This window comes from Stenotrophomonas sp. BR163 (genome assembly GCF_047520985.2).
GTDB lineage: Bacteria > Pseudomonadota > Gammaproteobacteria > Xanthomonadales > Xanthomonadaceae > Stenotrophomonas > Stenotrophomonas sepilia.
The window spans coordinates 91,320-103,896 of the sequence record NZ_JAXBRE020000006.1; the positions used below are offsets into that span (position 1 = coordinate 91,320).

A 12,577-nucleotide genomic window follows, 5' to 3' on the forward strand; every position below is an offset into this window, starting at 1 on the left:
ACCGATCCCGTGAAATTCTTCGTCTCCTGCGCCAAGGGCCTGGAATACCTGCTTGCCGATGAACTGTCGGCCCTGGGCCTTGGCAAGGCCACCGCCACCATTGCCGGCGTCAACGCCGACGGCGAACTGGCGCAGGCGCTGCGGATCGTGATGTGGTCGCGCCTGGCCAGCCGGGTGCTGTGGCCGATCGACGAGTTCGACTGCCCGGACGAGCAGGCCCTGTATGACGGCGTGCGTGCACTGCCGTGGCACGAGCACATCTCGCCGGAGATGACCCTGGCGGTGGATGCGCACGTGTCCGGCGACAAGATCACCCATGCACGCTTTGCCGCGCAGCGGATCAAGGATGCGATCGTCGACCGCATGCGCGACGAAGGCCTGGAGCGGCCCTCGGTCAATACCGATCTGCCCGACGTGCGCGTCAACCTCTCGCTGCGCAAGGGCCGCGCCTCGCTGTCGATCGACCTCGGCGGTGGCCCGCTGCATCGCCGTGGCTGGCGCGGTGCCGCCCACGAGGCGCCGCTGAAGGAAAACCTGGCCGCCGCGCTGCTGCTGCGCGCGCAATGGCCGCGCCTGCATGCCGCCGGCGGTGGCCTGCTGGACCCGATGTGTGGCAGTGGCACGCTGCTGATCGAAGGCGCGCTGATGGCCGCCGACGTTGCCCCAGGCCTGATGCGGCATGGCAGCCTGCCGCCGAGCCGTTGGCTGGGCTTCGACAAGGCGGCCTGGAAGTCCATCCAGAGCGAAGCACGTGAGCGCGAAGCGGCCGGCCTGGCCGCGCTGAAGCCGGTCATCCACGGCAGCGACATCGACCCGGCTGCGATCCAGGCGGCCCGCGAGAATGCCGAGGTCGCCGGCGTCGCCCACGCGATCCGTTTCACCCGCGCCGATGTCGCCGACCTGGCCGCGCCGGAACAGGAGATCGGTGCGGTGGTCTGCAACCCGCCGTACGACGAGCGCCTGGCCGCCGATCCAGCGTTGTATCGTGCACTGGGCAATGCCTTGCAGAAGGCGGTGCCGCAGTGGCGCGCCAGCCTGCTGTGTGGCAATGACGAACTGGCCTTTGCCACCGGCCTGCGCGCCAGCAAGAAGTACCAGATGTTCAACGGTGCGCTGGAATGCGCGCTGATCGTCTGCGATCCGATCGCTGTGCCGGGCCGTGATCCGGCACAGCCCCGCGAGCTGAGCGAAGGCGCGCAGATGGTGGCCAACCGCCTGCGCAAGAACCTGAAGAAGTTCAAGAGCTGGCGTGCCCGCGAGCACATCACCTGCTTCCGTGCCTATGACGCCGACCTGCCGGAATACGCGGCGGCCATCGACGTCTACGAGGAAGAGGGTGGCAGGCGGCGGACCTTCCTGCATGTGCAGGAATATGCGGCACCGGCGGCGATTCCCGAGAACGACGTGCGCCGCCGCCGCAATGAGCTGCTGGCCGCCGCGCGCGAAGTATTCGGCGTGCCGCCGGAGCAGGTGTCGATGAAATCGCGCGAGCGCGGCAAGGGCGGCAGCAAGTACGGCCGCTTCGAGCAGCGCGACGAGTTCATCGTGGTGCGAGAGAACAACGCGCTGCTGCAGGTGAACCTGTTCGACTACCTCGATACCGGCCTGTTCCTTGACCACCGCCCGCTGCGCCGGATGATGGCCGAGCAGGTGCATGGCAAGCGTTTCCTGAACCTGTTCTGCTACACCGGCGTGGCCAGCGTGCAGGCCGCCGTGGCCGGTGCCGCCAGCACCACCAGCGTCGACCTGTCGGCCACCTATCTGCAGTGGTGCTACGACAACCTGGCGCTGAACGGGCAGGGGGGCAACCAGCATCTGCTGGTCCAGGCCGATGCAATGGCCTGGCTGGAAGGCGACCGTGGCCAGTACGACGTGATCTTCTGTGACCCGCCGACTTTCTCCAACTCCGCCCGCGCCGATGACTTCGACGTGCAGCGCGAACAACTGAAGCTGCTGCGTGCGGCGGTGGCGCGGCTGGCACCGGGTGGCGTGCTGTACTTCTCCAACAACTTCCGCCGCTTCAAGCTGGAAGAGAACGCCATCGCCGAGTTCGCCCAGTGCCGCGAGATCACCGCACGCACGATTGGTCCGGATTTCGAGCGCAACGCGCGCATCCACCGCGCGTGGGAACTGAAGCGATTGGGGTAATCCCGGTAGTGCCGGCCGCTGGCCGGCAACTGCGTCAGAACCGTGGAAGGTCCGCGGGATGCCGGCCAGCGGCCGGCATTACCGCATCTGGTCCTTAGGTCCACGCCATGCGTGGATCGGCCTAAAGCACCAACAATCGCCCCGACGCATGGGCCAGGGGCCAATGGCCCTGTTCGTACAGCGCAAGCACAGGCTCCCAGTGTGCCGGCAGGCCGAGATGCATCTCCAGCAGGCGTTGCCGGAAGGCGAACATCGCCCCATCGCGCGCCACCAGCTGCAGGTCATGTGCACCGCAGCGCAGTGCCGGCAGATCCAGTGCCGAAAGCGCGCGCATCAACGTGCGGTTGAGTTCGCGTCGGGCGTCGGCGAGTTCGGCTGGATGGGGCAGGGCGCCGTGAAACGGATCCGAATCGCCCAGTGTGGTGGGCATCCATTCGAAACCATCGGTATCGATGGTCCGCAGTGCTTCGGCCAGCGACCGAACGGCGACGACGCCGGCCGTTATGGGCAGTGTTTCACCCAACCGGGAAAAAAAGCCGATTCCAGAAATCCGCTGCAGCATGCTATCCATACGGGCATTGTAGATCCACGCCATGCGTGGATGCCGCTGTCCCCGTCCTGCGGCTACAGCAATTCCAGCACCAACCCCAGCACCGGCAGCGCGATCGCCAGCGGCGCAATCCATGTTGGACGATACGGGTACAACCCGAACGACAGCGTCACGCCGGCCAGGGTCATTGCCCCCAGCCACAGCACCGGGCCCATCGCCCAGCCGTGGTCGGCCACGCACAGTGCGAACGCCGCCGACAGCAGCGCCCAACCCAGCACCCGCCACTGCATCCGCCGTGCGGGTGCGGCCGCGGCCTTGCCATGCAGGTCGTGCTGGTGCTTTTCCATCGACAGCGACAGCGCGGTGAACGCAGAGAACGACAGCGCCAGTGCCAGCAGCATCATGCGCTGGCCTCCGCTTCGGCCGCTTCCGCAGTGTTCACCGATGCCTTCGGTGCAGCCGCAGCGGCCGCACGTTTCTTCTTCTCGGCCGCACTCAGCGGTGGCGTCCAGCGCTGCATGCGCCAGCCGCACAGCGCCAGCATCGCGCCGAACGCGATCATCGAAAGATCGACGCCGGCCAGTACCCAGTCGCCGCTGCGCAGTGTGATGCCCAGATGCGCGTGCGTGGTCAGCGCATTGACCACCGGCACCAGTGCGAACGCGGCCGCACCCAGATAGAGCTGCCACGCCCACATCATCCGCTTCGGCCAGATGAAGGCGGCCAGCAGCGCGCCGCCCCAGGCGTAGAAGAACACGTTGGCCTCGGCACTGGAGCGCTCGGCGATCTGCAGCGGCAGCAGGCGGTTGCCCCAGAAGTACGCCGCGAAGGCGATCGGCAGGCCGGCCACGGTGCCGATGTTCAGCGCATCGACCAGGCGCAGGCCGAATCCGGTACGCCCGTTCTTGGCATGCCTGGGACGCTCCTTCACCGCCCACAGCACCACGCCGCTGGCGACCATCAGGCAGCCGACCAGGCCGGACAGGAAGAACAGTGCGCGCAGACCCCAGTCGGCGAAGCGCGCCAGGTGCAGGCCATACAGCACGCCACGGGTGGCGGTGGCGCCGCCGGACGGCGGCGTCTCTTCCAGCAGCGCACCGTTGACCATGTCGTAGCGCAGCGCCGGGGTGTCGGTGGACAAACGCCTGCCGTCGCGTTGGCGGATGTCGATCACCGCATTGGCAGCGCCCGGGTTGGACACGGTGAAGCCGGCCACTTCCACGCCGTGCCAGTGTGCACGCGCGCTGTCCAGCAGCTGTGCGATCGGCAGCGGCGTGGCGCGGCCTTGTGCCGGCGCGGTCACCTCTGGCATGCCGCCGAAGGCTTCGCTGAAGAACTTGTCCTCGTCCTGCGGGTAGGCAACTTTCACCCCCCACGGCAGGTACATGATCATCAGAGTGACGATGCCGGTGTAGGTGATCATCGCGTGGTACGGCAGGGCCATCACCGCGCTGACGTTGTGGAAATCCAGCCAGGACCGCAGGCCCTTGTCCTTGCGGAAGGTGAAGAAGTCCTTGAAGATTTTCTTGTGGGTGATGACGCCGGTGATGATCGCCACCAGCATGAACATCGCGCAGAACCCGACCAGATAGCGCGCCCAGTACACCGGGATGTAGTGCAGGTCGAAGTGCAGGCGGTAGAAGAAGTCGCCGCCACGGGTCTCGCGCGCCTTCAATGCCTGGCCGGTGTTCGGGTCGAGCGTGGCGTCGCCGAAGCCACCGCGACGGCCACGACTGGGGTCAGCCAGTTCCGGTGGCAGCCGCCAGAACAGCTGCATGGCCGGGTTGCGCGGCTGCGGCAGGGTGACGAACCAGTTCTCGGCGTGGCTCGCATTGGCCTGCAGGTAGTCCACCGCGCGCTGCGCGGCCACGTCGATGCTGACGTTGCTGGACGGCAGCTCCGGGCGCATCCAGCGACTGATTTCCTCGCGGTAGTAGCTGGCCGTGCCGGCCATGAAGATCAGCAGCAGCAACCAGCCGACCAGCAGGCCCGTCCAGGTATGCAGCCAGGCCATCGACTGGCGGAATCCGTTCTTCATGCCCAGGCTCCCAACAGGCGTGCGACCGCCGCCATCAGCAGGGCGGGGGCGAGGATGCCGACCCAGGCCCGCAGCGCGCTGCGGGTGGCGAAGGCCCACAGCGCCGCGCAGGCAGCCACCACAATGGCCAGCAGCATGCCGGTCAGCACGGTCTGGCCGCGCGCGCCGGGCAACGCCACCGCGCAGAACACGCTGGTCATCGAGGCCAGCGCATAGCCGCCGAAAATCGCGGCCAAAGCGCGTGACAGCACGCCCCAGCGCGGGTTGGAGAACAAGGTGCGGGGGCTGGCGGGGGTGGGCGAGCGGTCCACGGCGTTCCTGCAGGTTGGAGAAGGGATGGAACGCGTCCGCGGCCCCCTTGCGCCCTGCGCATGTCGCCCAGCGTGTCCCATCGACGAAGCACTGCCCGCGCAGACGGGCAGCCCAGAAGTCGGGGCAGTACACGGGCGATGGGCACGTCTTCGTGCCCGTTTGGCTAAGCGTACAATCGATCAGTAAATGATATGTATTCGCATTTCATGAATCAAGCGTGCTGATCGTGGGCGTTGGCCGGGGCTACAACCTGAACGCCACGGTTGCCGCATGCAACAGCAGGCCGATCAACCCGCCCACCAGGGTGCCGTTGAAGCGGATGAACTGCAGGTCGCGACCCACGCTCAGTTCCAGTTGCTCGACCAGGTGCCGCTCATCCCAGCCCTTCACGGTCTGCGCGATATGCGTGGTCACGCCCTCGCGCAGGCGCCCGGTCAGGCGCTGCGCACCTTCCAGCAGGTGCTGGTTGAGGGCCTCGCGCAGGGCCGGGTCGGCCTGCAGGCTGCTGCCCAGCGACGCCAGGCTGCGCTGCAGGTGGCCGACCAGTGCCGAGTCCTCGCGTTGCAGGTCGGCGCGCAGGCTGGCATGGATGCGCGCCCACAGCCCCTGCACGTAGTCCTGCAGGGCGGGGTGGTCGATCATGTCCTGCTTGAGCTGTTCGATGCGCTCGGCCAGCGCCGGGTCTTCGCGCAGGCGCTGCACGTAGTTCTGCAGCCAGGTCTCGTAGTCCTGGCGCAGCGGATGCTGCGGCTCGGCCAGCACCTGTTGCAGTTCTTCCAGTACCGCCCGCGCCAGGCGCTCGGCCAGGCTGTCGCCGATCTCGTCGATCGGCTTGACCCAGTTCACCGTGCTCGACAGCGTAGGCCATTCGCGCTGGATGTAGCGCACGATCAGCTGCGAGGCGCGTTCCTTCACCTCCGGCTGCTCCAGCCAGCGCCCCAGCCGCTGCAGGCCCTCGTCCAGCACGCGCTGGTGGCGTCCATCGGCGGTCAGCAGGGCCAGCAGTTCACCGGTGGTGGCAGCGGCATTCCACTGCCGCAGCTGCTGCACCACGAAGGCGTGCAGTTGCCGGCGTACCGCGGTTTCGTCGAAGAAATCCAGTGCCTGCAGCGCCCAGCTGCGGGCCATGTCGGCCAGCATCCGCGAGCGCGCCGGGTCGGACAGCCAGCTGCCGAGACGGCTGGCCGGATCGAACACCTGCAGCTTGGCCAGCAGCACACCTGGCTCCAGGAACTGGTCGCGCACGAACAGCGCCAGGCTGTCGCCGATGCGCTCCTTGCTGCGCGGGATGATCGCGGTGTGCGGAATCGGCAGGCCCATTGGCCGCCGGAACAGCGCAACGACCGCGAACCAGTCGGCCAGCGCGCCGACCGCAGCGGCCTCGCAGAAGGCCGAAACCCAGGCCCAGATGCCGCGTTCGCCGTACCAATGGCTGACCGCGAATCCGGCCAGCATCAACAGCAGCAGGCCCAGTGCGAGGGCTTTCAGGCGCCGCAGCTGGGCGCGGCGCGGATCGTGGGCAGGCGTCATGCCGGAAGTCTAACCGGCACGGCATGAGCATCTGGTAGTGCCGGCCGCTGGCCGGCATCTTCAGTTCACCCGATACCTTCGTGGGGTTGCCGGCCAGCGGCCGGCACTACCTGCTTGCGCAGCGCGGCCAGCTGCGCGCGCAGGGTGTCGTTCTCGCGGGTCAACGCGACCACGCGGCGGCGCAGGGCCGGGGCATCCTCGCCCAGCTGTTCCAGCGCCAACAGCACTTCGGCGTCGCGGCTGGCGATCTCGTCCTCGCTGGGCTCCTCGAAGTCCATCTCGGCCGCGTCCGGCTTCGGCGCGCGCGGCTTGCGCTTGGATTCGCGCACGCGCTTGGCCGCCTGCTTCAGCTCGTCCTTGCCACCGGCGGCGGCGGCGCGCTGCTCCTCTTCGGGCAGGTCGGCCACGGCTGCAGCGGCGCTGATCGAGATCACGCCGGCCTTCACTGCCTCCACCACTTCGGGGGCAGCCTGGGCGTGGATGCGCTCGATCATGCCGACCTGGCTGGTACTCAGCTTGGCTTCGCGGGCCAGCTCGGCGCGGCTGAGCTTCGGTGCCGGCTCCCACGGCGGGCTGTCCTCGCCCGCCTCGTCGGCGGTTTCGGCGGTACCGTCGCTCTCGCGCTGCAGCTGCGCCTGCTCGACCTGCTTGCGGGCAGCCAGGATGTCGCGCTTGCGCAGCGCCAGCACACCGCGCTGGAAATCGGACACGCTGCGGCGGCCCAGATGCTGCTCGATCATCCACAGGTGCACGTCTTCCATGCTCTGGAAGCGCGTGTTCTGCACGGTGTTGAAGGGCAGGCCATGCTTCTGGCAGATGCCGAAACGGTTGTGACCATCGACCAGCACATTACCCCACAGCACCAGCGCATCGCGGCAGCCTTCGGCCAGGATGCTGCGCTCCAGCGCGTCATGTTCGTCCGCGGTCAGCGGGTCGATGTAGGCCTTGAGTTCTTCTTTGACGACGATATCCATGGGCACGGCAGCGAGCAGGAGCGGAACCGCCCATTGTACCCGCTCGCCACCACCGGCCCGGGCTCAGGCGGTGGCCCCGATCATCTCGCCCAGCGTGCCGGTGATCTGGTCGATCTGTGCCTTGTCCACGATCAGCGGCGGCGACAGCGCGATGATGTCACCGGTACAGCGCACCAGCAGCCGGCCGTCGTGGAAGCAGCGCCGGAACACCTCGTAGCCGCGGCTGCCAGGTGCATCGCGGCGCGGCGCCAGCTCGACCGCGCCGACCAGGCCGAAGTTGCGGATGTCGATCACGTTGGGCAGGCCCTGCAGCGCGTGCAGCCGTTCCTGCCAGTACTCGCCCAGTTCGATGGCGCGCTCGAACAGGCGCTCCTCGGCGTAGACGTCCAGTGTTGCCAGCGCTGCGGCGCAGGCCAGCGGGTGTCCCGAGTAGGTATAGCCGTGGAACAGCTCGATGGCCTGTGGCGGGGCCTGCATCAGCGTGGCATGCACGGCGTCGCTGGCCAGCACGCCGCCCAGCGGCACCGCGCCGTTGCTGACCGCCTTGGCAAAGGTCAGCAGGTCCGGGGTGACCCCGAAGCGCTGTGCGGCGAAGGGCATGCCGACCCGGCCGAAACCGGTGATGACCTCATCGAACACCAGCAGGATGCCGTGGTGGTCGCACAATTCGCGCAGGCGCTGCAGGTATCCGGGCGCGGGCAGGATCACCCCGGCGGAGCCGGCGATGGGTTCGACGAAGACGGCGGCAATCGTCGAGGCATCATGCAGCGCGATCAGCCGTTCCAGGTCGTCGGCCAGCTCCGCGCCCTGGCGCGGGAGGCCCCTGCTGAACGCGTTGCGTTGCAGGTCCAGGGTGTGGCGCAGATAGTCCACGCCCCCCAGCTGCAGGCCGAACGCCCTGCGGTTGTTGGGCAGACCGCCCAGTGCCATGCCACCGAAACCGACGCCGTGATACGCCTTCTCGCGGCTGATGAAGCGCGTGCGCTGGCCCTCGCCACGCTGGCGGTGGTAAGCCAGCACGATCTTCATCGCGGTATCCACCGCCTCCGAGCCGGAGCTGGTGAAGAACACATGGTTGAGCGGGGCCGGAGCCAGTGCGGCCAGCCGTTGTGCCAGCGCGAAGGCCGGCGGCGAGCCCATCTGGAAAGCGGGCGAGTAGTCGAGCGTGCGTGCCTGCCCGGCGATGGCCTCGACGATGCGCGGTCGCGCGTGGCCGGCGTTGCAGCACCACAGGCCGGCGGTGCCGTCAAGGATCTGTCGGCCATCGATGTCTTCGTAGTGCATGCCTTCGGCGCGGACCAGCATGCGTGGTGCCGCCTTGTACTGGCGGTTGGCGGTGAATGGCATCCAGTAAGCGTCCAGTGACTCGGGGCGCTGTGTGGTCAGGTCGTGCAGGTCGCTTCCGGGACGCTTCATGCCAGCTCCGTCGGGTCCGATGCGACGAATGTAGCGCAGCCACGTCACGGCGGAGTCGCGGTGACCCCGGTATAACCAAGGCTCGTTGAATGCTGGAGCTTCCCATGGCCGATTTTCCCGACCGCAGCCATTGGCAGGCGCTGGCCCTCCAGCTGTCGATGCCAGGCCAGGCCTTCATCGATGGCCGCTATGTCGATGCAGCCAGCGGCGCCCGTTTCGACTGCGTCAGCCCGATCGACGGTCGCGTACTGGGGGCGGTCGCCGACTGCGACGCGCAGGACGTGGAGCGCGCGGTACTGGCCGCGCGGCGCAGCTTCGAGGCGGGGCACTGGTCGCAGGCAAGCCCGTCCCATCGCAAGCGCGTGCTGCTGGCCTTGGCGGCGTTGGTGGAAAAGCACGCCGACGAGCTGGCCCTGCTGGAAACCCTGGACATGGGCAAGCCGGTGCGTGATGCGCGCCGCATCGACCTGCCAGGCGCGGTGCGCTGCCTGCGCTGGACCGCCGAGGCCGTGGACAAGCTGTACGGCGAGATCGCGCCGACCGGCCCGCACGAACTGGGACTGGTCACGCGCGAGGCCGCCGGGGTCGTGGCCGCGATCGTTCCGTGGAACTTTCCGCTGCTGATGGCCTGCTGGAAGATCGCGCCTGCATTGGCCATGGGCAACGCGGTGGTGCTCAAGCCGTCCGAGCGCTCGCCCTTGAGTGCGTTGCGGCTGGCGGCGCTGGCCGCCGAAGCGGGCCTGCCAGAGGGCGTGCTGAACGTGCTGCCGGGGTACGGTGCGCGCGTCGGTGAGCCGTTGGCCCTGCACATGGATGTGGACGTGCTCGCCTTCACCGGCTCCACCGCCACGGGCGCGAAGCTGCTGCAGTGTTCAGGGCAATCCAACCTCAAGCGGGTCTGGCTGGAGTGTGGCGGCAAGAGCCCGCATGTGGTGTTCGCCGACGCCCCTGATCTGGACGCCGCCGCGAAGGCGGTGGCACAGGGTATCTTCTTCAACCAGGGCGAGGTCTGTACCGCAGGTTCGCGGCTTCTGGTACAGCGTTCGATCCGCGAGGATTTCGTGCATCAGGTGGTTGCCTATGGCCAGCACATGCACCCCCGCCATCCACTGGACCCCGATGCGCCGATGGGCGCGCTGGTGGATGCCGCGCACCTGGACAAGGTGATGGACGATATCGCGCGCGCCGAAGGCGAGGGCGCCCGGTTGCTGCTGGGTGGGCGGCGCGCCGAAGTGGAAGCCGGCGGCAGCTACGTCCAGCCCACCGTGTTCGACCAGGTGCGCCCGGAGCAGGCACTGGCGCGCGAGGAAGTGTTCGGGCCGGTGCTGGCCGTGCTGGGGTTCGAAGACGAGGCCGAAGCGGTGCGCGTGGCCAATGACAGCCGCTACGGCCTGGCCGCCGGCCTGTGGACGCGGGACCTGGGGCGGGCCCACCGCGTCGCGCGCCAGCTGCGCGCCGGCAGCATCTGGGTGAACGGCTGGGATGGCGGGGACATGACCGCTCCGTTCGGTGGCTACAAACAGTCCGGCAACGGGCGCGACAAATCGCTGCATGCGTTCGACAAGTACAGCGAGATCAAGGCCACCTGGATCCAGTTGTAACGACGCGATTGCTGGACGGCTGTTCGCTCTCTGTAGAGTCGAGCGATGCTCGACTGCCGTTCGTTCTTCTGTAGAGCCGAGCCATGCTCGGCTGCATCTCGCGAAGAGAAGAACCGTCGAGCATGGCTCGACGTTACAGAGGCGCCTGGCCCCTCGTTGGCATCGGTGTCGGCTGAAACCATCGTGCCGTACCGCCGCCTGCCCGTGGCAGAATCGGGCGATCTGCCATTTCCCATGTTGCCGATGTCGACGATCACCGCTGCCGCGCCGCCCGTGAATTCCCCCCGTCGTGTTCTGCTGGCCAGCCTGATCGGTACCACGATCGAGTTCTTCGACTTCTACATCTACGCCACGGCCGCGGTGCTGGTGTTCCCGCACCTGTTCTTCCCGGACAGCAGCGAACAGGCAGCCTTGCTGCAGTCGCTGGCAACCTTCGCGGTGGCCTTCATCGCACGCCCGGTTGGCTCGGCAGTGTTCGGCCATTTCGGCGATCGCATCGGCCGCAAGGCCACCCTGGTGGCTGCGCTGCTGACCATGGGGCTGTCCACGGTGCTGATCGGCCTGTTGCCGACGCACGCACAGATCGGGCTGTGGGCGCCGGCGCTGCTGGCGCTGTGCCGCTTCGGCCAGGGCCTGGGTCTGGGCGGGGAGTGGGGCGGGGCAGTGCTGCTGGCCACCGAGAACGCACCGCCGGGCAAGCGTGCCTGGTACGGCATGTTCCCGCAGCTGGGTGCACCGCTCGGCTTCCTGCTGTCGGCCGGCATCTTCCTGGTGCTTGGCCGTTGCCTGAGCCAGGCCGACTTCCTGCAATGGGGCTGGCGCATTCCGTTCGTGGCCAGCGCGCTGCTGGTCGGCCTCGGCCTGTGGGTGCGGTTGAACATCCACGAGACCCCCGACTTCAAGCAGGCGCTGGAGCGCAGGGCGCCGGTGCGGCTGCCGATGTGGACGGTGCTGCGTGACCACCCGGTGCCGATGCTGCTGGGTACCCTGGGCGCGTTCGCCACCTTCGTGCTGTTCTACCTGATGACCGTGTTCAGCCTCGGCCACGGCACGGCGGTGCTGGGTTACAGCCGCGAGCAGTTCCTGCTGATGCAGATGGCCGGCATGCTGTTCTTCGCGCTGGGCATCCCGCTGTCGGCGCGCTATGGCGACCGTTGGGGGACGCGCCGCACGATGATCGTGGCCAGCGTGCTGATCATCGGTTTCGGCGTGCTGTTCGCGCCGCTGTTCCAGCCGCACAGCCCGTGGATGGTTACCGCCTTCCTGTGCCTGGGCCTGTTCCTGATGGGCCTGACCTATGGGCCCTGCGGTACCTTCCTGGCCGAGATCTACCCGGTGGAGGTGCGCTATACCGGCGCATCGCTGTCATTCAACCTGGCTGGCATTCTGGGTGCGGCACCGGCGCCGTACCTGGCCACCTGGCTGGCCGAACGCTTCGGCCTGGTCGCGGTCGGCTACTACCTGTGCCTGACTGCGGCAGCGACGCTGTGCGCGCTGGTGGCACTGCACCGGCGCGCGCTGCGGTTCAGCCAAAGAAGCGCTTGAGCGTGCGTCCCAGCCAGCCACCGCCCTGGTGCTCGCGGGTGAACTGGTTCAGGTGTGCCTTGACCTGTTCGGCATAGGCCTGATCATCGCCGCGGATGTGGTTGAACAACCAGCGCGAGAGCATCGTGCGCAGTTCATCGCTGATGTCCTCGCCGGCCTGGAAGCGCAGCCGGTACTCGGCCACACGCTTGATGAAGATCTCATGCACGCGCTTGTGCGCGGCACAGAACGGGTAGCCCGCTTCCTCCATCAGCTCTTCCTCGAACGCGAAGTGCGACATGGTGTAGTCGACCACCTCGTCGATCACTTCACCCACTGCCGCGCGCTGCAGGCTGGACTGGGCCACGTGCAGGTGGTTGAGCATCTCGATGATGCGGCGGTGTTGTTGGTCGATCACATCGATGCCGATGTTCAGATCGTCCTGCCAGACCAGTAGTGCCATCCCCGGCTCCCCTTCATGCGT

At 67.7% G+C, this 12,577-nt stretch carries 11 protein-coding genes; 3 read left to right on the forward strand and 8 right to left on the reverse strand.

Annotated features, from left to right (window positions below; genetic code table 11):
• The first annotated feature begins 9 nt into the window (after positions 1-9).
• The gene (rlmKL, locus tag ACM0PY_RS07170; protein WP_180885210.1) at positions 10-2,148 is read left to right on the forward strand and encodes a bifunctional 23S rRNA (guanine(2069)-N(7))-methyltransferase RlmK/23S rRNA (guanine(2445)-N(2))-methyltransferase RlmL; all 2,139 of its coding nucleotides are present in this window, start codon (positions 10-12) and stop codon (positions 2,146-2,148) included.
• Positions 2,149-2,269: 121 nt separating this feature from the next.
• Here the strand turns inward: rlmKL and ACM0PY_RS07175 are convergent, their stop codons facing one another.
• The 7 genes from ACM0PY_RS07175 to aptA form a co-directional block, all read right to left on the reverse strand.
• Complete coding sequence (locus ACM0PY_RS07175) at positions 2,270-2,743, reverse strand: hypothetical protein (protein ID WP_180885212.1); 474 nt, start codon at positions 2,741-2,743, stop codon at positions 2,270-2,272.
• 29 nt (positions 2,744-2,772) lie between these two features.
• Entirely contained in the window at positions 2,773-3,102 is a 330-nt protein-coding gene (locus ACM0PY_RS07180; protein WP_134971262.1) for a DUF3325 domain-containing protein, read from the reverse strand.
• Positions 3,099-4,736: a PepSY-associated TM helix domain-containing protein gene (locus ACM0PY_RS07185; RefSeq protein WP_134971260.1), complete on the reverse strand. Its 1,638-nt coding sequence runs from the start codon at positions 4,734-4,736 to the stop codon at positions 3,099-3,101. Before ACM0PY_RS07185 ends, ACM0PY_RS07180 begins: the two co-directional genes overlap by 4 nt.
• Positions 4,733-5,047 carry a DUF3649 domain-containing protein gene (locus ACM0PY_RS07190; RefSeq protein WP_053498676.1) on the reverse strand — a complete coding sequence of 105 codons (315 nt, stop codon included), beginning with the start codon at positions 5,045-5,047 and terminating at the stop codon, positions 4,733-4,735. The genes ACM0PY_RS07185 and ACM0PY_RS07190 overlap by 4 nt, the downstream gene beginning before the upstream one ends.
• Before the next feature lie 244 nt (positions 5,048-5,291).
• Positions 5,292-6,578 (reverse strand): DUF445 domain-containing protein, encoded by a 1,287-nt coding sequence (locus ACM0PY_RS07195; RefSeq protein ID WP_134971258.1) that lies wholly within the window; start codon positions 6,576-6,578, stop codon positions 5,292-5,294.
• A gap of 65 nt (positions 6,579-6,643) precedes the next feature.
• Complete coding sequence (locus ACM0PY_RS07200; protein ID WP_134971256.1) at positions 6,644-7,552, reverse strand: plasmid replication/partition related protein; 909 nt, start codon at positions 7,550-7,552, stop codon at positions 6,644-6,646.
• Between the two features lie 63 nt (positions 7,553-7,615).
• Complete coding sequence (gene aptA, locus ACM0PY_RS07205) at positions 7,616-8,968, reverse strand: omega-aminotransferase AptA (protein WP_072166771.1); 1,353 nt, start codon at positions 8,966-8,968, stop codon at positions 7,616-7,618.
• A 104-nt stretch (positions 8,969-9,072) separates the two neighbouring features.
• Here aptA and ACM0PY_RS07210 point away from each other — a divergent pair, with 104 nt between their 5' ends.
• A complete protein-coding gene (locus ACM0PY_RS07210; RefSeq protein WP_180885215.1) occupies positions 9,073-10,569 on the forward strand; it encodes an aldehyde dehydrogenase in 1,497 nt (498 codons plus the stop codon).
• 243 nt (positions 10,570-10,812) lie between these two features.
• Entirely contained in the window at positions 10,813-12,114 is a 1,302-nt protein-coding gene (locus ACM0PY_RS07215) for an MFS transporter (protein ID WP_134971266.1), read from the forward strand.
• On the opposite strand, the gene ACM0PY_RS07220 is transcribed toward ACM0PY_RS07215, so the two are convergent.
• Positions 12,095-12,556, reverse strand: coding sequence for a bacteriohemerythrin (locus tag ACM0PY_RS07220; RefSeq protein ID WP_005415916.1), 462 nt, complete (start codon positions 12,554-12,556; stop codon positions 12,095-12,097). The genes ACM0PY_RS07215 and ACM0PY_RS07220 overlap by 20 nt on opposite strands.
• Between the last annotated feature and the right edge of the window lie 21 nt (positions 12,557-12,577).

Excerpts from the sequence above, each read along its gene's own strand:
- aptA (WP_072166771.1), bottom strand. The coding sequence starts at position 8,968 with ATGAAGCGTCCCGGAAGCGACCTGCACGACCTGACCACACAGCGCCCC.
- ACM0PY_RS07210 (WP_180885215.1), top strand. The coding sequence starts at position 9,073 with ATGGCCGATTTTCCCGACCGCAGCCATTGGCAGGCGCTGGCCCTCCAG.
- ACM0PY_RS07185 (WP_134971260.1), bottom strand. The coding sequence starts at position 4,736 with ATGAAGAACGGATTCCGCCAGTCGATGGCCTGGCTGCATACCTGGACG.
- ACM0PY_RS07180 (WP_134971262.1), bottom strand. The coding sequence starts at position 3,102 with ATGATGCTGCTGGCACTGGCGCTGTCGTTCTCTGCGTTCACCGCGCTG.
- ACM0PY_RS07220 (WP_005415916.1), bottom strand. The coding sequence starts at position 12,556 with ATGGCACTACTGGTCTGGCAGGACGATCTGAACATCGGCATCGATGTG.
- ACM0PY_RS07195 (WP_134971258.1), bottom strand. The coding sequence starts at position 6,578 with ATGACGCCTGCCCACGATCCGCGCCGCGCCCAGCTGCGGCGCCTGAAA.
- ACM0PY_RS07200 (WP_134971256.1), bottom strand. The coding sequence starts at position 7,552 with ATGGATATCGTCGTCAAAGAAGAACTCAAGGCCTACATCGACCCGCTG.
- ACM0PY_RS07175 (WP_180885212.1), bottom strand. The coding sequence starts at position 2,743 with ATGGCGTGGATCTACAATGCCCGTATGGATAGCATGCTGCAGCGGATT.
- ACM0PY_RS07215 (WP_134971266.1), top strand. The coding sequence starts at position 10,813 with ATGTCGACGATCACCGCTGCCGCGCCGCCCGTGAATTCCCCCCGTCGT.